Consider the following 19,711-nt stretch of genomic DNA (forward strand, 5'->3'; position numbering starts at 1 on the left):
AGCCCAGGTCCGATCTCGGGATGGACGGTTCCCTCTCGGAGGCCTTCGTCCGCAGCCGGCGGTTCTTCACCCGGGGGACCGTCTCGCAGGACCTGCGGACCATCTCGCAGGTCGGCGGGCGCGAGGCGGACGACTTCTACCGCGACCGGTGGAGCCACGACAAGGTCGTCCGCTCCACCCACGGCGTGAACTGCACCGGGTCGTGCTCGTGGAAGGTCTACGTCAAGGACGGGATCATCACCTGGGAGACCCAGCAGACCGACTACCCCTCGGTCGGCCCCGACTCCCCCGAGTACGAGCCGCGCGGCTGCCCCCGCGGCGCGGCCTTCTCCTGGTACACCTACTCCCCCACCCGGGTCCGCTACCCCTACGTACGGGGCGTCCTGCTGCAGATGTTCCGTGAGGCCAAGGCCCAGCACGACGGGGACCCCGTGAAGGCCTGGGCGCACATCGTCGAGAACCCGCGGCGGGCCAAGACCTACAAGTCGGCCCGCGGCAAGGGCGGCCTGGTCCGCGCCACCTGGGAGGAGGCCAGCGAGATCGTCGCGGCCGCCCACGTCCACACCATCAAGGAGTACGGACCCGACCGGGTGGCCGGGTTCTCGCCCATCCCCGCGATGTCGATGGTGTCGCACGCCTCCGGGGCCCGGTTCGTCAACCTCATCGGGGGCTCGATGCTGAGCTTCTACGACTGGTACGCCGACCTGCCGGTGGCCTCGCCGCAGGTGTTCGGCGACCAGACCGACGTCCCCGAGTCCGGTGACTGGTGGAACGCCGGCTACCTGATCATGTGGGGCTCCAACCTGCCGGTGACCCGCACCCCGGACGCGCACTGGATGACGGAGGCCCGATACCGCGGCCAGAAGGTGATCGCGGTCGCCCCCGACTACGCCGACAACGTGAAGTTCGCCGACGAGTGGCTGGCCGCCAAGCCGGGCACCGACGCCGCGCTGGCGATGGCGATGGGCCACGTCGTGCTCAAGGAGTTCTTCGTCGACCGGCAGTCGCCCTACTTCACCGCGTACGTGAAGACCTACACCGACCTGCCCCACCTGGTCCGGCTCGAGGAGGCGGCCGACGGGGCGTACACGGCGGGCAAGTTCCTGACCGCCGCCGACCTCGCCGACCACGCGAGCGAGGAGAACGCCGCCTTCAAGACCGTGCTCCTCGACTCCGCCACCGGCGAGCCCGTGGTCCCCAACGGGTCCCTGGGCCACCGGTACGGCGAGGCCGGCGTGGGCCGCTGGAACCTCGAGCTCGGCGACGTCGACCCGGCCCTCTCCCTGCTGGACACCGCCACCGAGTCGGTCCTGGTCCGGATGCCGCGCTTCGACACCCCCGACGGCGCCGCCGCCGACCTCCCCCGCGGGGTCCCCGTGCGCCGCGTCGGCGGCCACCTGGTCACGACGGTGTTCGACCTGCTGTTGGCGCAGTACGGCGTCGGCCGCCCCGGCCTGCCGGGCGAGTGGCCGACCGGGTACGACGACGCCGGCTCGCCGTACACGCCCGCCTGGCAGGAGGCCATCACCGGTGTCCCGGCCGCCACCGCCGCCCGGATCGGGCGCGAGTTCGCGCAGAACGCCGAGGAGTCCAAGGGCCGGTCCATGATCGTCATGGGGGCGGGCACCAACCACTGGTTCCACTCCGACACGATCTACCGCGCCTTCCTCACCCTGACCAACCTCACCGGCTGCCAGGGGGTCAACGGCGGAGGCTGGGCCCACTACGTCGGCCAGGAGAAGGTGCGGCCCCTGACGGGCTACACCCAGATCGCGAACGCCCTCGACTGGAACCGCCCGCCGCGCAACATGATCCAGACCGCGTACTGGTACCTGCACACCGACCAGTTCCGCTACGACCAGTTCGGCGCCGACACCCTGTCGGCCACCACCGGCCAGGGCCGGCTCGCGGGGATGTCCACGGCCGACGTCATCGCCCAGAGCGCCCGGATGGGCTGGATGCCCTCGTACCCCACCTTCGACCGCAACCCGCTCGACCTCAGCGACGACGCGGCGGCGGCGGGCACGCCGGTCGGCGAGTACGTCGTCGACCAGCTGAGGTCCGGGGCGCTCGGTTTCGCCGGCGAGGACCCCGACGCGCCCGCGAACCACCCGAGGATCCTGTCGATCTGGCGGGCCAACCTGCTCGGCTCGTCCGGAAAGGGCAACGAGTACTTCCTCAAGCACCTGCTCGGCACCGACTCCTCGGTGCGGGCCACCGAGACGCCCGAGGGGCAACGCCCCGTCGACGTGACGTGGCGCGACGAGGCCCCCGAGGGCAAGCTCGACCTGCTCATGACGATCGACTTCCGCCAGACCAGCACCACGATCTTCTCCGACGTCGTCCTCCCGGCCGCGACCTGGTACGAGAAGCACGACCTCAACACCACCGACATGCACCCGTTCGTGCACTCCTTCAACCCCGCCATCGCCCCGCCCTGGCAGACCCGCACCGACTGGGACGCCTGGCAGACCATCGCCGAGAAGTTCAGCGAGCTCGCCGCCACCCGGCTCGGCGTCCGCAAGGACGTCGTCGCGGTGCCGCTCACCCACGACACCGCGGACGCCATGGCCAACCCCCACGGCGTCGTGCGCGACTGGAAGAAGGGCGAGTGCGAGCCGGTCCCCGGCGTCACGATGCCCAAGCTCGTCGAGGTGGAGCGCGACTACGGCGCGGTCGCCGCGAAGATGAACGCGCTCGGGCCCCTGATGGACACCCTGGGGGCCACCACGAAGGGCGTCACCTTCGAGCTGGGCGCGCAGGTCGACTACCTGCGGGCCAAGAACGGCGCCGTGCGCGGTGGCGTGGCCGACGGCCGGCCGTCGCTGCGCAAGGACGTCCACGTCTGCGAGGCGATCCTCGCGCTGTCGGGCACCACCAACGGCCACCTCGCCACGCAGGGCTTCAAGACCCTCGAGAAGCGCACCGGGGTGCGGCTGGCCGACCTGGCCGAGGAGCACGAGGGCAAGCAGATCACCTTCGCCGACACCCAGGGCCCGCCGGTGCCGGTGATCACCTCACCCGAGTGGTCGGGCTCCGAGACCGGCGGCCGGCGCTACTCGCCCTTCACCATCAACGTCGAGCGCAAGAAGCCCTGGCACACCCTGACCGGGCGGATGCACTTCTACCTCGACCACGACTGGCTGACCGAGCTCGGCGAGGGACTGCCGGTCTACCGGCCCCCGCTCAACATGGCCGCGCTGTTCGCGGAGCCCGCGCTGGGCACCGTGTCCGACGGCTCGGCCGGCCAGGTCGAGGGGCTGACCGTGCGGTACCTGACCCCGCACAACAAGTGGTCGATCCACTCCGAGTACCAGGACAACCTGTTCATGCTCTCGCTCTCGCGCGGCGGCCAGAACATCTGGATGAGCGACCGCGACGCGGCCAAGGTCGGCATCAAGGACAACGACTGGATCGAGGCGGTCAACCGCAACGGCGTCGTCGTGGCGCGCGCGATCGTCTCGCACCGGATGCCCGAAGGGACGGTGTACATGTACCACGCCCAGGACCGCCTGATCGACGTCCCGCTGGCGGAGACGTCCGGCAAGCGCGGCGGCATCCACAACTCGCTGACCCGGCTGCTCGTGAAGCCGTCCCACCTGGTCGGGGGGTACGCGCAGCTGACGTACGCGTTCAACTATCTCGGCCCCACCGGCAACCAACGCGACGAGGTCACCATCATCCGCAAGCGCAGCCAGGACGTGACGTACTGATGAGAGTCATGGCCCAGATGGCGATGGTGATGAACCTCGACAAGTGCATCGGGTGCCACACCTGCTCGGTCACCTGCAAGCAGGCGTGGACCAACCGCTCGGGCACCGAGTACGTGTGGTTCAACAACGTCGAGACGCGGCCGGGGCTCGGCTACCCGCGCACCTACGAGAACCAGGAGAAGTGGAAGGGCGGCTGGGAGCTGACCAAGCGCGGGCGGATGAGGCTCAGGGCCGGAGGGCGCCTGAAGAACCTCATGACGATCTTCTCCAACCCGATCCTGCCCTCGATCGGCGAGTACTACGAGCCGTGGACCTACGACTACTCCACCCTCACCGACGCGCCCGCCCAGGAGCACACGCCGGTGGCCCGCCCGAAGTCGCTGATCAGCGGCCAGAACATGAAGATCGAGTGGTCGGCCAACTGGGACGACGACCTCGGGGGTGCCACCGAGACCGCGCACCGCGACCCGATGCTCGCCAAGATCGCCGACAAGGTGAAGTTCGAGTTCGAGCAGACCTTCATGTTCTACCTCCCCCGGATCTGCGAGCACTGCCTCAACCCCTCCTGCGCCGCGTCGTGCCCGAGCGGGGCGATCTACAAGCGCGAGGAGGACGGCATCGTCCTGGTCGACCAGGACAAGTGCCGGGGCTGGCGCAAGTGTGTCTCGGGCTGCCCCTACAAGAAGGTCTACTTCAACCACCGCACCGGCAAGGCCGAGAAGTGCACGTTCTGCTTCCCGCGCATCGAGGTCGGGCTGCCCACCGTGTGCGCCGAGACGTGCGTGGGCCGGCTGCGCTACATCGGCCTGGTCCTCTACGACGCCGACAAGGTCCTCGAGGCCGCCTCCACCCCCGACGACACCGGGCTCTACGAGGCCCAGCGCGAGGTCTTCCTCGACCCGTTCGACCCGGAGGTGGTCCGGGCGGCCGAGCAGGCCGGCATCGCCCGGGACTGGGTCGACGCGGCCCAGCGCTCCCCCATCCACGCCCTGATCAACACCTACAAGGTCGCGCTGCCGCTCCATCCGGAGTACCGCACGATGCCCATGGTCTGGTACATCCCGCCGCTGTCCCCCGTGGTCGACGTGGTGGCCGAGACCGGGGAGGACGCCGAGGACACCGGCAACCTCTTCGCGGCCATCGACGCCCTGCGGATCCCGGTCGAGTACCTCGCCGAGCTCTTCACGGCAGGCGACGTGGCACCGGTGGACGCCGTGCTCAAGCGGCTCGCCGCGATGCGCTGCTACATGCGCGACATCAACCTGGGCCGCGACCCGGACGCGTCGATCCCGGCCGCGGTCGGGATGAGCGAGGAGGAGATGTACGACATGTACCGCCTCCTCGCCATCGCGAAGTACGACGAGCGCTACGTCATCCCGCCCGCGCACGCCGAGCAGGCGCACTCCCTGGAGGAGCTCGGCACCGAGTGCGCGGTGTCGGAGTACGGCGGCGGCCAGCACGACCTGTTCGGGGAGGGTTCCGGGACGCCGACGCCGATCGCGGTGGAGAACTTCCAGATGCTGCAGGACCGGCAGACCTCCGACTCGCTGACCGGGCCGAGCAGCACGAAGGGCCGGGTCAACCTGCTCAACTGGGACGGCAAGGGCTCCCCGCCCGGGCTGTTCCCCCCGACGGGTCCGGACTCGTGAACGGCCGTCGCCCGGCAGCGACCCTGCCCGCCGACCAGCTCACCATCGTGTGGCAGTCGGTCTCGCTCCTCCTCGACTACCCGGACGAGGCCCTCCTGGCCCGCGCCGACCTGCTGCGCTCGGCCGCCGACCGGCTGCCCCCGGCCCTCGGCGGCTCGCTGCGGGCCTTCCTGGACCACCTGGAGTCCACCCCGCTGCCGCAGCTGCAGGCCGACTACGTCGAGACCTTCGACACCCGGCGCCGCTGCACCCTGTTCCTGACGTACTTCGCCCACGGGGACACCCGCAAGCGGGGGATGGCGCTGCTGCGGTTCAAGCAGAGCTACCTGCGGGCCGGGGTCGAGCTCGACGACGAGGAGCTGCCCGACCACCTCTGTGTGGTGCTGGAGTTCGCCGCGACGGTCGACCAGGAGGTGGGGCGCGACCTGATGCTCGACCACCGCGCCGGGCTCGAGCTGCTGCGGCTCTCGCTGCGCGACCGCGGCTCACCGTGGGCGCCCCTGCTCGACGCCGTCACCGCCACCTTGCCGCCACTGCGGGGTGACGAGCGGGATGCCGTCCGCCGCCTCGCCGCCGAAGGTCCTCCCGAGGAGGAGGTCGGCCTCGCCCCGTTCGCCAACCCGGGCTTCAGCCCGGGCGCACCGCCCGAGACCGCCGCGGGCTCCATCTCCCTGCCGATGCCGTCCTTCCCGGGAGCCCGCGCATGAACCAGTTCCTCTTCGTCGTCTTCCCCTACCTGTGCCTGGCGACCTTCGTGGTGGGCCACGTGTGGCGCTACCGGTACGACAAGTTCGGCTGGACCACCCGCTCGTCCCAGCTGTACGAGAACCGCCTGCTGCGCATCGGGAGCCCCCTGTTCCACTTCGGGATGCTCGGTGTCGTCGGCGGCCACATCATCGGGCTGCTGGTGCCGCAGGCGTGGACGGACTGGGCCGGCATCAGCGAGCGCGCGTACCACGTGGTGGCGGTCGCGGGCGGCCTGCTGGCCGGGGTGATGACCGTGGTCGGCATGGCGATCCTGATCTACCGGCGCCGCACCGTCGGCCCCGTCTTCTCGGCCACGACACCCATGGACAAGGTCATGTACGCCTTCCTGGGGGTGGTCATCGTCCTCGGCATGTGGAACACCGTCGCCGGCTCGATCCTCACCATCGGTGGCGTGTACAACTACCGCGAGGGCGTGTCCGTCTGGTACCGCTCGTTCCTCGCGTTCCAGCCCGACGCCGCACTCATGGCGCAGGCACCCCTGGGGTTCCGGCTGCACGCCCTGGTCGCCTTCGGGCTGTTCGCGCTGTGGCCGTTCACCCGGCTGGTCCACGTGTTCAGCGCCCCCGTGGGGTACCTGACGCGTCCGTACATCGTCTACCGGAGCCGCGACGACGCCGCCCTCGGCAGCCACTCCCCCCGGCGGGGCTGGGACCGGGTCGGCGGCTGAGCGCCCGGGACCTTCGGCCCTGGGCGCCGCCGGCCGGTCCCAGCAGGCTGCAGGGACGGCACCCCGTCGCACCCCATCGGAGGTGCCGTGCGGGCGCGCGGATGCCGTGCCCCGCCCGTCCTCGACCCGAGCCCGGAGGTCCCATGTCCAACGTCTCCCTGACCGCCCTCGCCCGCGAGCAGCTGGAGCTCGCGACCGCCGCGTCCAGCGGCCGCAGCGCCCACACCGTCTTCGGCGGCCACGAGCACCGGCTGCGCCAGACGGTGATCGCGCTCGGCTCCGGCACGCGCCTCGCCGAGCACGCCAACCCCGGCGAGGCGACGGTGCACGTGCTCCACGGGCGGGTGCGGCTGGACGCGGGCGACGCCGGCTGGGAGGCCGCCGCCGGCCACCTCCTCGCCGTCCCGGACGGCCCGCACTCGGTGCTGGCCCTCGAGGACGCCGTGATCCTGCTGACGGCGGTCAACCGGGCGTGAGCACCGAGCCGAGCCCCCGTCCCGAGGAGGCCGACCGCCCCCTCACCGTCTACGGCGACGTCACCGACCCGCTCGGTCGCATCGCGTCCCTGCGCGCCGACGCCCTGCGCGCCGCCGGCCTCCCCCTCGAGTGGCGCTCGGTCGTGCAGCACGTCTCGACCCGCGTCACGGCAACCCCCGCCACGGCCGAGACGCGTCAGCACGTCGCGGAGGTCGAGCGGTGGCACCAGGACCGGGCGCTGCCCGGGGAACGGGTGGCATGGCCGACCCCCCGCAGCGTGCCCTGCCCGCGGCCGCCCGTGGCGGGCCACGCGGAGGCCGTCGGAGCCGGGATCGGCGACCACGTCCGGCGCGTGCTCGTCGACGCCTACTGGGGGGACGGGCTGGACATCGGCAACCCCGACGTCCTCCGGCATCTCCTGGTGCTCCCCATCCTGCACGGGCACCCGCGGGCGGACGTCCTCCAGCAGGACGGGTACGCGGTCGCCATCAACGGCGACCCGATCACGACCGACGCGTGGCGGCGCATCCGGCACTGGCGGCAGGAGTGGGAGCTCCTGGGCTCCCCCGAGCTGCCCGTGGCCGTCGACGGGGGCCGGCTGTACTGCGGGGCCGACGCCGTCAGCCACCTGGGGGAGCTGGTCGAGGAGCGCCGGCTCCCGTTCCCCACCGTCAACCCCTTCCCCCTGCCGGCCATGCCGCTGCCCGCGCAGCGGCTCAGCGTGGGGCGCCCCGGCCGCCGCCCCGCCTGGTGGGATGCCTGAGCGATTCCCCGCATCGACGTGAGAAGGGCCTCCGACCGCGTTTCCGCTGGTCGGAGGCCCTTCGTTGCACGGGGTGGCGGGTGAAGGATTCGAACCTTCGAAGCTTTCGCGACGGATTTACAGTCCGTTCCCATTGGCCGCTCGGGCAACCCGCCCGGTGCGCATGGAAGGATAGCAAGCCGCATCCGAGACACCGAATCGACGGGAGAGACCGATGGCCGACAGCAGCTTCGACATCGCGAGCACCTACGACAAGCAGGAGGTCGCCAACGCCGTGAACACCGCGGCCAAGGAGATCGCCAACCGCTATGACTTCAAGAACGTGGGTGCCCGGGTCGAGCTCTCGGACACGGTGATCAAGATGGAAGCCAACAGCGAGGAGCGCTGCAAGGCCGTGCTCGACGTGGTCGAGACCTGGCTCATCAAGCGCGGCGTCTCGCTGAAGCACCTCGACATCCCGGAGGCCGGCCCGCGGCTCTCGGGCAAGGAGTACAAGCTCGACGTACCCCTCAAGGAGGGCATCTCGTCCGAGAACGCCAAGAAGATCACCAAGATCATCCGCGACGAGGGGCCCCGAGGCGTCAAGACCCAGATCCAGGGCGACGAGGTACGCGTCACCAGCAAGTCGCGCGACGACCTCCAGGCGGTGCAGCGCCTGCTGAAGGACGCCGAGCTCGACGTCGCGCTGACGTACACCAACTACCGCTGACGCCCGGCGCGGTCCCGCCCTCCCGGCGGCGGGGTTCCTGACGTAGCGTGAGTGGATGAGCGTCCCTCCCGCCATCTCCACCGCCGGTGAGCTCCGCGCCGCCGGCCACGAGGCCCGGCCGCTGCGCGCCGAGCTCCGCGCCAACCTCCTCGCCGCGCTGCGCGAAGGGCGCGACCCCTGGCCGGGCCTGCACGGCTTCGCCCAGACCGTCATCCCCCAGGTCGAGCGGGCCCTGCTCGCCGGCCACGACATCGTCCTGCTCGGCGAGCGCGGGCAGGGCAAGACCCGCCTGCTGCGCAGCCTGGTCGGGCTGCTCGACGAGTGGACCCCTGTCATCGACGGCTCCGAGCTCGGCGAGCACCCCTTCGAGCCCATCACCGTCGAGTCGCGGCGCCGGGCCGCCGAGCTGGGCGACGCCCTCCCGGTCACCTGGCGCCACCGCGACGAGCGCTACGCCGAGAAGCTCGCCACCCCTGACACCAGCGTCGCCGACCTGATCGGCGACGTCGACCCGATGCGGGTGGCCGAGGGCCGCCGGCTCGGCGACCCCGAGACGATCCACTTCGGGCTCATCCCCCGCAGCCACCGCGGCATCGTCGCGATCAACGAGCTGCCCGACCTCGCCGAACGCATCCAGGTCGCGATGCTCAACGTGATGGAGGAGCGCGACATCCAGATCCGCGGGTACGTGCTCCGGCTGCCCCTCGACGTCCTGGTGGTCGCGAGCGCCAACCCCGAGGACTACACCAACCGCGGGCGGATCATCACCCCGCTGAAGGACCGCTTCGGGGCCGAGATCCGCACCCACTACCCGCGCGAGCTCGCGGCCGAGGTCGCCGTCATCCGGCAGGAGGCCGACCTGGTCGCCACCGTGCCCGACGCGCTGGTCGAGATCGTCGCGCGGTTCACCCGCGGCCTGCGCGCCTCGGGCTCGGTCGACCAGCGCTCGGGCGTCTCGGCCCGCTTCTCCATCGCCGCGGCCGAGACCGTCGCGGCCGCGGCGCTGCACCGCGCCAGCACCCAGGGCGAGGACCACGCCGTCGCGCGCGTCGTCGACCTCGAGGCCGCGCTCGAGGTGCTCCGCGGCAAGGTCGAGCTCGAGACCGGCGAGGAGGGCCGCGAGCGCGAGATCCTCGGGCACCTGCTCCGCACGGCCACCGCCGAGACCGCCCGGGCCCGCCTGGGCGGCATCGACATGGCCGTGCTGGTCAGCGCCATCGAGGACGGCGCCATGGTCACCACCGGCGAGCAGGTCAGCGCCCGGGCCTTCCTCGACGCGCTGCCCGTGCTCGGCGAGTCCGAGCTCTACGACGCCATCGCCGAGCGCCTCGGCGCCGGCGACCACGGCGAGCGGGCCAGCGCCGTCGAGCTGGCGCTCGAGGGGCTGTACCTGGCGCGCCGCATCTCCAAGGACAGCGACGGCTCGGAGACCGTCTATGGCTGAGCGCCCGGTGGGCCGCCGGTCGCGGTTCACCCCCTACGACGGCGGAGACCCCCTGGCGCCGCCGGTCGACCTGCGCGAGGCGCTCGACGCCATCGGCGAGGACGTCATGGCCGGCTACTCCCCCGAGCGGGCGATGCGCGAGCTGCTGCGCCAGGGCACGCGCGACCGCACCGGGCTCGACGAGCTGGCCCGCCGCGTGGCCGAGCGGCGCCGCCAGCTGCTCAAGGAGCACTCCCTGGACGGCACCATGGAGGAGGTCCGGCGGCTGCTCGACGAGGCCGTGCTGGCCGAGCGCAAGCAGCTCGCCCGCGACCTCGACGACGACGCGCGCTTCGCCGAGATGCGCATCGGGAACCTACCGCCCACCCCGGCCGCCGCCGTCACCGAGCTCTCCGACTACCCGTGGCGCTCGAGCGAGGGCCGCCAGAAGTACGACGAGATCAAGGACCTGCTGGGGCGCGAGCTGCTCGACCAGCGCTTCGCGGGGATGAAGCAGGCCCTCCAGAACGCCACGGACGAGGACCGGGCCGCCGCCCAGCAGATGCTGAGCGACCTCGGCGACCTGCTCGAGGCCCACGCCCGCGGCGACGACACCACCCAGCAGTTCCAGGACTTCATGGAGCAGCACGGCGAGTACTTCCCCGAGAACCCCCAGTCGGTCGAGGAGCTCGTCGACAGCCTCGCCCAGCGCGCCGCGGCCGCCCAGCGGATGCTGCAGTCGATGTCGCCCGAGCAGCGCCAGGAGCTGATGGAGCTCTCGCAGCAGGCGTTCGGCTCCCCCCAGCTGATGGACCAGCTGGCGCGCCTCGACGGGCTGCTCCAGGACCTGCGCCCCGGCGAGGACTGGGGCGGCAGCGAGCGCTTCGAGGGCGAGCAGGGGCTCGGCCTCGGTGACGGCACCGGCGTCCTCCAGGACCTCGCCGAGCTCGACGCCCTCGCCGAGCAGCTGTCGCAGTCGGGCCCGGGCGCGCGGATGGACGACGTCGACCTCGACGCCCTCGCCCGCCAGCTGGGCCCCGACGCCACGGTCGACGCCCGCGCCCTGGCTGCCCTCGAGAAGGCGCTGCGCGACAGCGGGATGCTGACCCGCTCGTCCGACGGCAGCCTGCGCCTGTCACCGAAGGCGATGCGCGAGCTGGGCCGGTCGCTGCTGCGCGACGTCGCGGGGCGGCTCTCGAACCGTGGCGGCCAGCGCGACGTGCGCCAGGCCGGGGCGGCCGGCGAGCAGAGCGGCGCCACGCGGCAGTGGGAGTTCGGCGACACCGAGCCCTGGGACACCACCCGCACCCTGACCAACGCCATGACCCGCACCGTCTCGGCCGGCGGCGACCCGCGCGCGGGGATGCGGCTCGACATCCGCGACGTCGAGGTCCAGGAGACCGAGGCCCGCACCCAGGCCGCGGTGGCGCTGCTGGTCGACACCTCGTTCTCGATGGCGATGGACGGGCGCTGGGTGCCGATGAAGCGCACCGCCCTGGCGCTGCACCAGCTGATCTCGACCCGCTTCCGCGGGGACCACCTCGAGCTCATCGCCTTCGCCCGGCACGCCCGCACGATGGACATCGACACCCTCACCGCGCTCGACGCCGAGTGGGACAAGGGCACCAACCTGCACCACGGGCTGCTGCTGGCGAACCGGCACTTCCGGCGCTACCCCAACGCCCAGCCGGTGCTCCTGGTGGTCACCGACGGCGAGCCGACCTCGCACCTCGAGCCCGGCGGCGAGGTGTTCTTCGACTACCCGCCGCACCCGCGCACCCTCGCGCTGGCCGTCCGCGAGCTCGACGCCGCGGCCCGGCTGGGGGCCCAGACCACGTTCTTCCGCCTCGGCGAGGACCCGGGCCTGGCCCGGTTCGTCGACTCCATGGCCCGCCGCGCCGACGGCCGGGTGGTGGCGCCCGAGCTCGGCGACCTCGGAGCGGCCGTGGTCGGCTCCTACCTGGGCGGGCGCACCGGGGGCCAGGCGGCCTTCGGCGGGTCCTACCGCGACCTGTTCGGCGGCCGCGGCTACTGGGCCGGCTGATCCCCTACCGCGGCGACCGGGTCGGCGTCGGCAGCGACGTCGGCCGGCCGGGCGGGGTGGACGGGCGACCCGTGGGCGTGGGCCGGGCCGTGGGGCTCGGCGTGGCCGTGGGCGATGCGGTGGCGCTGGGGGTCGCTCCCGGGTTCGGGGTCGCTCCCGGGTTCGGCGTCGGTCCTGGGGTCGGCGCCGCCGTGACACTGCGCGTGGCGGTCGGGGTCCCGGGCCCCATCGGGCCGGTGCCACGGGTCGGCGTGGACGTCGTCGAGGTCGATGGCCGTGGGGCGTCCGGTTCCCCGGAGGCGTCCGGGCGCGCGACGCCGCCCGGGGCCGGCAGCGCCGGGGTGGTCGGCTGCTGCACCGACCCGGGCTGGACGACGAGCACCAGCAACGCGGTGGCCACGGAGGCCGCCAGCAGGGCCGGCACGGACACCGGGCCCCGGCGCCACCATCCGCGGCGTCGCTCCCGGGTGCGCCGGGCCCGCAGCTCGGCCGGCAGGTCGGCTCGCATGGCGCGGATGGTGTGCAGCGGCGCGGCCAGCCAGCCGAGCACGGGCAGGACCAGGAGCAGGGTGAGCGCCAGCGACCCCGTGCCCGGCCGGCGGAGCAGCGCGACGGCCGCCGCCAGCCCCGCCAGCAGAACCAGCAGCGACTCTGCCCTGTTGGCGCGCAGCGCATCCGACCAGCGCACCCGCTCGCTGACCTTCGGCGTGCGCAGGAAGACCCCGGCCGGCTCGACCAGCCCGCGCACGCTGGCCTGGGTGACCACGAGGGCAAGAGAGGCCCACACCAGGTAGGCGCCAACGGCGTCGCGCACGGTCGCGGCGTGCTCGGGCACCGCCCGGGAGGCGGCCCGCACGCCCCCGACCGCGCGGAGCACCCCGAGCAGGACCAGGGCGGGCACCGCGACCACGAGCAGCCCTGCGAGCCGGCCGACGGCGAAGCCGCCCCCGAACGCGAGGTCGACGAGCGCGGCCATCACCACGAGGGCGAAGGCGACACCCAGCAGGTCGCCGAACCATTGGATCCCCCCGAGGAGGTAGCCCAGACGCTGCGCCGGGGTCAGGCTCGTGCCGCCGAGCAACAGGGCGCGCGCGTGCCGCCGCAGGATCTGCATCCCCCCGAAGCACCAGCGGAAGCGCTGGCGCTTCAGGGCCTCGAACGTGAGCGGCATGATGCCGCGGCCGAAGGCCCGGTCCAGGTGGCGACCGCTCCAGCCGGCGGCCAGCAGCCGGAGCGAGAGCTCGGCGTCCTCGGTGACGCACCACTCGTCCCAGCCGCCGACCTCGACCAGGGCGCGGCGCCGGACCAGCCCCATCGTGCCGCCGAAGATGGCGGCGTCGCGCTCGTCGCGCGAGGGCTGGGAGACGGCGAAGAAGTAGTCGTAGGAGTGGTAGAGGCTGCGCAGGTACTGCGCCCCCTCCCAGTCGCGGTAGTCCTGGGGCGACTGCACGAACGCCACCCGCTCCTCGGCGAAGGGCGCGCTCGCCACGGTGAGCCAGTCGGGGTCCACCTGGTAGTCGGCGTCGACCACACCGACGAGCTCGGTGCGCGGGTCGACCTGCTCGAGTGCGAAGTTCAGGGCCCCGCTCTTGAAGCCGGGCCAGTCGAGCAGTCGGTGGAAGCGCAGCACGTCGGGGTAGCGGGCACAGAAGGCCTCGACCGGCGCCACCAGCTCGTCGTCGTCGGTGTTGTTGTCGACGACCAGCACCTCGTAGGCGGGGTACTCCACCGCCAGCAGCCGCTCGAGGGTCTGCACGACCATCTCGGGCGGCTCGTTGTGGGTGGGGACGTGGATGCTGACGAACGGCTCGCGCCCGGGCGCCGCCGAGGTCACGACGGTCGTGGCGCGGCGCACCCACCGGCGCGAGCCCAGGGCGTCGTGCAGTTCGTAGGAGTAGGAGACGAACAGCACGAAGGCGGCCACCTCGAGCGCCAGCAGCAGCCAGGCCCCCAGCGCGGCACCGCCGTGCAGCCCCGAGGTAAGGGTCCACCGGCCCATCGCCGCCAGGTAGGCGAGCCCGGCGGTGACGCCCATCGACCAGCTGGCGTGGGCCGCGGCGCTCCAGCGCGCACTGAGCCGCAGGTGCGGGAGGGTCGCGAGCCAGACCGCCGCCCCGGCGACCAGGAGGGAGCGGGCGCCGGCCCATGGCGAGAGCACCAGGGCCGCGAGCGCCACGGCGGGCCCTGGTGCCAGGGCGCGCCCCAGCAGGCCCGCGGGGGCCGCATGACTCCGGCGAACCCCAGCGCGGCGGCCGGTGGCCAGGAACGTGAGGGTCGCCGCCACCAGGGCGACGACGGCCAGGGCCACGGCGAGGGTCACGGCGTGATTGTGCCCGGGGCCGGGGCACCCCGTCGACGTGCGCGCGCCGGGGGCTGTAAAGGCCCCTCAGCGCCCACGGGTCGGGTGGGTCCGCCCGGAGGCGGTCCCACCCGACCCGTCGGGTACTCGCTGGGTGGTGCGGGTGGGGCGGTCAGCTCACCGCGTCGAGGGCGTCGACCATGCCTTCACCGAAGTAGCTGTTGTCCTCCACCGGGCCGACGCACGGGACGCCACCGGTCGCGACCGAGCAGGCCTTGTCGTCGGCCTGCTGGCGCAGCTTCTCGATCATCTGCGCGGGGGTCCACGTGGGGTGGGCCGACTTCATCAGGGCGAGCACGCCGGCCACGTGCGGCGAGGCCATCGAGGTGCCGCTGAGCAGGGCGTAGCCCGAAGCGACCGTGGTGCGCGGGATGGTCGACAGGATGCGCGAGCCGGGAGCCGCCACGTCGATGACACCGAGACCGCGGTTCGAGAAGCTCGAGAGCCGGCTGTCGAGGGTGTTCGCGGGGTACCGCTCGACCGACGACACCGTGACGACCCCGTCAAGCTCGGTGGGGATGTCGCCACAGGTGCTGTTCAACCACCGGGTCACGGGGGTCCCGTCGTCCGGACTGCCCGTGTCCTGGAACGAGGACTTGTCGGACAGGTCATTGGCGGAGTTGCCCGCCGCGGCCGCATGGACCACCCCCTGCTCGGTCGACCAGGTGACCGCGCGACGCACGGCCTCCTTGGCGGCGTGCTGGTCGGGCTGGTCGTCGCAGTAGTACTCGAACGGGTCGACGTAGTAGCTGTTGTTCGTGACGTCCATGTGCTTCAGCCCGGCCCAGACGAAGCCGCACACGGCGTACTCGGGGTAGATGAAGCCGTCGTCGTTGACGACGCGCACCGAGGCCAGGCGCACGTTGGGCGCGACCCCGACGATGCCGATGCCGTTGCGCGCGGCCGCGACCGTACCGGCCACGTGGGTGCCGTGGTACCCACCCGGGGCCTTGCTGTCGAGCCACGCGGCCCGCGACGTGTCAGGGCGGCCGGCGTCGACACAGCCCACGGAGTCGGCGGCGTCGATGTTGGCGGCGAGGTCCGGGTGGTCGGCCTCGATGCCGCTGTCGAGGATGCCGACGACCACCGAACGCGAGCCGTCGGTGACCTGGTGGGCCTCATCGGCCTTGATCATCCGCATGTCCCACTGCTCGCCCTCACGCGGGTCCGTGGCCGCGGCGGGGGCTGCCGCACCCGGGAGGTCGCCGTTGGCCGGCTTCTTCGCGCCCTGCTTGTAGACGGAGGCGCCGTGGCCCCAGGTGGACGAGACATCCGCCGGCGTCCCTTCGGAGACCGGCACGCTGCGGGTGGCGCCGACCGAGTCCAGCGCGTTGCCCGCCGCCTTCGCCACGTCGGCCCGGAAGGCGGCGCGGTCGGAGTGGGCGACGATGACGCCGATCTGCGGCCACGCCTGGACGACCACGCCGCCGGCCCTGGCGACGGCCTTGCTGACGACGGTGGTCTGGCCGGGGTTGGCGATCCTGGTGTTGAGCAGGTAGCTGAAGACCTGTCCGTCGGGGGTGACGATCGGGACCGGGGTCGACGGGGCCTCGGCGGTGGTGGCGGCCGAGGCGGCGCCCGAGAACAGGGCGCTGCCGAGCACGGCGACCGACGCGGCCGCGATGGCCGCTCGACGCCGGAGATGGGTGCGGGTCATACGGATGTTCCTCCTGGGTACGGGCCGGTGGGCCGCGGTGGAGTCATGTGGGTGGGGCCACTCTGGCCGAGAACGCTTCCTGAGAGGGCTTTCAGGACCACTCGGTTCGCGACGCGTCCCATCCACTCCGGAGACCACCCCCGGGATGCCCCGCCCGGTCAGCCGAAGCGCCGCCGGCTGCCGAGCGCCTCGCGCAGCACGTGGTCTTCGTCGAGCAGGGCCCGGTGCACCCCGGGCGAGAGGTCGTCGCGGGCCAGCAGCGCGGTCGACGCCTCGAGCGAGGCCTCCTCGACGACGCCCCGGGGATGCAGCGCGGCCGCCACGCGGGCGAGCGCGTCCTCCCCCATCCGCTCACCCAGGTGGGCCAGCAGGTCGCCGACCTCGCTGACCCACGGCCGCAGCACCTCGGGCCCGGCGCCGACCCAGAACCCTCGGGCCAGCTCGAGGGCGCCGTAGTTCGACAGCTCCGCGTCGTCGCGCAGCCGCTCCCACGCCCACGCCTTGGCCTCGGCGGTCGGGCGGCTCGCCCGCACCCCCATCGCGGCCAGCCGCCCGGCCAGCGAGCGGTCGGCCTCCTCGGCCGCGGCCAGCTCGGCGTCCGTGAGAGCGCCGAGGGCGGCCAGGCGGCGCAGCACCAGCCAGCGGAAGTCGTCGTCGCCCGCCAGCACCGCGGGCAGGCCGTCGCCGGAGACCCACGCGCGCAACCGGTCGAGGTCGGAGCCCGAGCGCGCCCAGATCCGCGCCGCGAGCACGGCGACCGCGTCGCCGGCGGCGCCCGGGATGCCGGCGGCCCGCTCGGCCAGGACGTCGGCGGCGGCCGCGACCCGCGCCAGGGCGGCCGGACGCTCCTGCGGGGGCAGGAAGACCGGCACGACCGAGCCCGTGACGACGAGCCCCACCCGGGAGAGCAGCGACGCGTCGTCCTCCAGCGGCCACGCGCGCTCGACGACGTCGAGGAGCAGGCGCGGGTCGACCTCGGCGCGGTGCATCCCGCCGACCAGCGAGGTCCACACCACGGTGCGCGCCAGGGGGTCGGGCACCTCGGCCAGTCGGCGCGGCAGCAGCGCGAGGGTCGTGTCGTCGAGCACGACCTCCCCCCACGTCAGGTCGCCGGCGTTGGGCACCAGCACGACGCCCTCGCCCACGGCCGCCACGCCGTCCACCGCGGCCCGGGGCTCGGTGAGCACCACGCCCACGCGCAGCACCTCGCGCTCCCCCTCGAAGGCGGCGACGTCGAGGGTGTGCGGGCGGTCGGTGACGCCGTCGGGGGCGGTGCGGGTGAGCGTGCCGTCGCGGCCGAGGGCCAGCCGGTCGGCACCGGCGGTGCGCAGCCAGGCGTCGGCCCAGCCCTCGAGCGAGCGGCCCGCGGCCGCACCCATCGCGTCGAGGAACTCCGACAGCTCGCCGTTGCCGAACACGTGCGAGCGCAGGTACTCGGTGACCCCCGCGACGAACGCCTCGTCACCGATGTGCGCGATGAGCTGGCGCAGCACCGCGGCGCCCTTGGCGTACGAGATGCCGTCGAAGTTCTGCAGGGCCGAGAGGGCGTCCGGGGCCGGCGAGCCCGCCACGGGGTGGGTGCTGGGCGAGCGCTCGGCGGCATAGCCCCACAGCTTGCGGACGATGCCGAACTCGACCCAGGTCTCCGGCGCACCCAGGGCCTCGGCCGAGGTGCGGTAGGCCATGTACTCCGCGAAGGACTCGTTGAGCCACAGGTCGTCCCACCAGCGCATGGTCACGAGGTCGCCGAACCACATGTGCGCCATCTCGTGGGCGATGGTGTTGTCGCGCTCGAGCACCTGGTCGGGCGTCGCCGCCCCGCGGAACACGTAGGTGTCGCGGAAGGTGACGCAGCCGGGGTTCTCCATCGCGCCGGCGTTGAACTCGGGCACGAAGACCTGGTGGTACTCGCCGAACGGGTACCGGATGCCGAAGAGGCGGTGGTAGTGGTCGAGGCAGGCCCGGGTGGTGGCGAGCATGTGGTCGGCCTGCTCGCGCAGCGGACCGGCGAGGGAGGCGCGCGCGTGCAGCCCCAGCGGGATGCCGTCGTGCTCGCCCGTGACCGACACCCACGGCCCGGCGCACACGGTGACGAAGTAGGTGGCCAGCGGCTGGGTGGTGGCCAGCTGCCAGCGGCCCGGCTCGACCTGGCGCGCGGCGCCGTTGCCGACCACGCTCCAGTGCCGGGGCGCGCGGACCGTGACCGTGTAGGGCGCCTTGAGGTCGGGCTGGTCGATGCAGGCGAACACGCGCGGGGCGGCATCCAGGAAGAGGTGGCCGTAGACGTAGTCCTCGTCGTCGGCCGGGTCGGTGGCGCGGTGCAGCCCCTGGCCGTCGTGCCCGTAGGCCATGGTCGCCTCGACCTCGAGGACGTTCTCGGCGGCGAGGTCCGGCAGCGGGAGCCGGCCGTCGGCGAGGGACGCCGGGTCGAGGGCGCGCCCGTTGAGGGTGGCGCGGTGCAGGGTCTCGGGGCGCAGGTCGGCGAAGGTCGAGGCGCCGGGCTCGTGGCAGGTGAAGCGCAGCGTCGTGTGCGAGCCGAAGGTGCGGTCGTCGCGGTCGAGGTCGAGGTCGACCGCCAGGGCGTCGACGGTGAGCAGGGCGGCCCGGGTGCGGGCCTCGGCGCGGGTCAGGGACGGCATGCCCCCACCCAACCAGACGGCGTCCTGGCCCCCTAGGCTGGCCGACGATGGAGATCCTGGTCAGCCCCGACCCCGCCGCCACCGCGCGCCGTGCCGCCGACGTCGTCCTGGCCGGGCTGGCCCGCCGGCCGGGCCGCGACCCCGTCCTGGGACTCGCGACCGGCTCGTCGCCGCTGGGCCTCTACCAGGAGCTCGGGCGGGCGGTGGCCGAGGGCCGGGCCGACTTCTCGACCGCGCACGGCATCGCGCTCGACGAGTACGTGGGGCTGCCCCCCGGCCATCCCGAGGGCTACCGGCAGGTGCTGCTGCGCGAGGTGTGCGACGTCATCGGCCTCTCCCCCGACCGGCTGGCCGTGCCCGACGGGTCGGCCACCGACGAGGCGTCGCTCGTCGCCGCGGCCACGGCCTACGAGGAGCGCATCGCGGCCCTCGGGGGGGTCGACGTGCAGATCCTCGGCATCGGTGCCAACGGCCACCTGGGGTTCAACGAGCCCGGCTCGGCGCTGGCGTCGCGCACCCGCGTCAAGCGCCTCTCCGAGCGCACCCGGCGCGACAACGCCCGCTTCTTCACGGGACTCGACGACGTGCCGACCCACTGCCTGACCCAGGGCCTCGGCACCATCCTCGGCGCCCGGCGGCTCGTGCTGGTGGCCACCGGCGACGGGAAGGCCGACGCCGTGGCCGCGGCGCTCGAAGGGCCCCTGACCGCCTCGGTGCCGGCCTCGGTGCTGCAGTGGCACCCCGACACCGTGGTGTGCCTCGACGAGGCGGCGGCGGCCGGGCTGCGCGGGCGCCAGTACTACGACGACTCCGCCGCCGGCCTCCCCTCCCGCTGACGCCTCC

General features: G+C 73.2%; 13 protein-coding genes and 1 tRNA gene. 10 read left to right on the forward strand and 4 right to left on the reverse strand.

The genetic code is table 11. The features are described 5' to 3' along the window. Positions 1–20: 20 nt before the first annotated feature. The 6 genes from ATL31_RS05780 (at position 21) to ATL31_RS05805 (ending at position 8,037) form a co-directional block, all read left to right on the forward strand. Complete coding sequence (locus ATL31_RS05780) at positions 21–3,713, forward strand: nitrate reductase subunit alpha (protein WP_101394934.1); 3,693 nt, start codon at positions 21–23, stop codon at positions 3,711–3,713. Continuing rightward, a complete protein-coding gene (gene narH / locus ATL31_RS05785; protein ID WP_101394935.1) occupies positions 3,713–5,362 on the forward strand; it encodes a nitrate reductase subunit beta in 1,650 nt (549 codons plus the stop codon). Before ATL31_RS05780 ends, narH begins: the two co-directional genes overlap by 1 nt. Then, positions 5,359–6,069: a nitrate reductase molybdenum cofactor assembly chaperone gene (narJ, locus tag ATL31_RS05790; protein WP_101394936.1), complete on the forward strand. Its 711-nt coding sequence runs from the start codon at positions 5,359–5,361 to the stop codon at positions 6,067–6,069. The genes narH and narJ overlap by 4 nt, the downstream gene beginning before the upstream one ends. Continuing rightward, the gene (gene narI / locus ATL31_RS05795; RefSeq protein ID WP_101394937.1) at positions 6,066–6,797 is read left to right on the forward strand and encodes a respiratory nitrate reductase subunit gamma; all 732 of its coding nucleotides are present in this window, start codon (positions 6,066–6,068) and stop codon (positions 6,795–6,797) included. The genes narJ and narI overlap by 4 nt, the downstream gene beginning before the upstream one ends. Positions 6,798–6,940: 143 nt before the next feature. Then, positions 6,941–7,273, forward strand: a complete 333-nt coding sequence (locus ATL31_RS05800) for a cupin domain-containing protein (protein ID WP_101394938.1) — start codon at positions 6,941–6,943, stop codon at positions 7,271–7,273. Continuing rightward, positions 7,270–8,037 (forward strand): thioredoxin domain-containing protein, encoded by a 768-nt coding sequence (locus ATL31_RS05805; RefSeq protein WP_101394939.1) that lies wholly within the window; start codon positions 7,270–7,272, stop codon positions 8,035–8,037. The genes ATL31_RS05800 and ATL31_RS05805 overlap by 4 nt, the downstream gene beginning before the upstream one ends. Positions 8,038–8,111: 74 nt before the next feature. On the opposite strand, the gene ATL31_RS05810 is transcribed toward ATL31_RS05805, so the two are convergent. Beyond that, positions 8,112–8,192 (reverse strand) — tRNA-Tyr (locus tag ATL31_RS05810). Positions 8,193–8,251: 59 nt separating this feature from the next. Between ATL31_RS05810 and ATL31_RS05815 the strand changes: the two genes are divergently transcribed. Genes ATL31_RS05815 through ATL31_RS05825 form a run of 3 tightly spaced genes read left to right on the forward strand, consistent with a single transcriptional unit; the run spans position 8,252 to position 12,213 of the window. Next, complete coding sequence (locus ATL31_RS05815) at positions 8,252–8,746, forward strand: YajQ family cyclic di-GMP-binding protein (RefSeq protein WP_101394940.1); 495 nt, start codon at positions 8,252–8,254, stop codon at positions 8,744–8,746. 55 nt (positions 8,747–8,801) lie between these two features. After that, entirely contained in the window at positions 8,802–10,190 is a 1,389-nt protein-coding gene (locus ATL31_RS05820; protein ID WP_101394941.1) for a magnesium chelatase ATPase subunit I, read from the forward strand. Further along, the gene (locus tag ATL31_RS05825) at positions 10,183–12,213 is read left to right on the forward strand and encodes a vWA domain-containing protein (RefSeq protein WP_101394942.1); all 2,031 of its coding nucleotides are present in this window, start codon (positions 10,183–10,185) and stop codon (positions 12,211–12,213) included. Before ATL31_RS05820 ends, ATL31_RS05825 begins: the two co-directional genes overlap by 8 nt. Before the next feature lie 4 nt (positions 12,214–12,217). On the opposite strand, the gene ATL31_RS17060 is transcribed toward ATL31_RS05825, so the two are convergent. The 3 genes from ATL31_RS17060 to pepN form a co-directional block, all read right to left on the reverse strand. After that, on the reverse strand, positions 12,218–14,533 hold the full coding sequence (locus tag ATL31_RS17060; RefSeq protein WP_101394943.1) for a glycosyltransferase: 2,316 nt from the start codon (positions 14,531–14,533) through the stop codon (positions 12,218–12,220). A gap of 151 nt (positions 14,534–14,684) precedes the next feature. Next, positions 14,685–16,229 (reverse strand): S8 family peptidase, encoded by a 1,545-nt coding sequence (locus tag ATL31_RS05835; RefSeq protein WP_101394944.1) that lies wholly within the window; start codon positions 16,227–16,229, stop codon positions 14,685–14,687. A 158-nt stretch (positions 16,230–16,387) separates the two neighbouring features. Continuing rightward, positions 16,388–18,868 carry an aminopeptidase N gene (gene pepN, locus ATL31_RS05840; protein WP_101394945.1) on the reverse strand — a complete coding sequence of 827 codons (2,481 nt, stop codon included), beginning with the start codon at positions 18,866–18,868 and terminating at the stop codon, positions 16,388–16,390. 47 nt (positions 18,869–18,915) lie between these two features. Between pepN and ATL31_RS05845 the strand changes: the two genes are divergently transcribed. Beyond that, positions 18,916–19,704: a glucosamine-6-phosphate deaminase gene (locus ATL31_RS05845; protein WP_101394946.1), complete on the forward strand. Its 789-nt coding sequence runs from the start codon at positions 18,916–18,918 to the stop codon at positions 19,702–19,704. Positions 19,705–19,711 lie beyond the last annotated feature (7 nt).

The organism is Phycicoccus duodecadis, assembly GCF_002846495.1.
Lineage (GTDB): Bacteria > Actinomycetota > Actinomycetes > Actinomycetales > Dermatophilaceae > Phycicoccus > Phycicoccus duodecadis.

Excerpts from the sequence above, each read along its gene's own strand:
- ATL31_RS05835 (WP_101394944.1), bottom strand. The coding sequence starts at position 16,229 with ATGACCCGCACCCATCTCCGGCGTCGAGCGGCCATCGCGGCCGCGTCG.
- ATL31_RS05800 (WP_101394938.1), top strand. The coding sequence starts at position 6,941 with ATGTCCAACGTCTCCCTGACCGCCCTCGCCCGCGAGCAGCTGGAGCTC.
- ATL31_RS05780 (WP_101394934.1), top strand. The coding sequence starts at position 21 with ATGGACGGTTCCCTCTCGGAGGCCTTCGTCCGCAGCCGGCGGTTCTTC.
- ATL31_RS05815 (WP_101394940.1), top strand. The coding sequence starts at position 8,252 with ATGGCCGACAGCAGCTTCGACATCGCGAGCACCTACGACAAGCAGGAG.
- narH (WP_101394935.1), top strand. The coding sequence starts at position 3,713 with ATGAGAGTCATGGCCCAGATGGCGATGGTGATGAACCTCGACAAGTGC.
- ATL31_RS05825 (WP_101394942.1), top strand. The coding sequence starts at position 10,183 with ATGGCTGAGCGCCCGGTGGGCCGCCGGTCGCGGTTCACCCCCTACGAC.
- pepN (WP_101394945.1), bottom strand. The coding sequence starts at position 18,868 with ATGCCGTCCCTGACCCGCGCCGAGGCCCGCACCCGGGCCGCCCTGCTC.
- ATL31_RS05820 (WP_101394941.1), top strand. The coding sequence starts at position 8,802 with ATGAGCGTCCCTCCCGCCATCTCCACCGCCGGTGAGCTCCGCGCCGCC.
- ATL31_RS05845 (WP_101394946.1), top strand. The coding sequence starts at position 18,916 with ATGGAGATCCTGGTCAGCCCCGACCCCGCCGCCACCGCGCGCCGTGCC.
- narI (WP_101394937.1), top strand. The coding sequence starts at position 6,066 with ATGAACCAGTTCCTCTTCGTCGTCTTCCCCTACCTGTGCCTGGCGACC.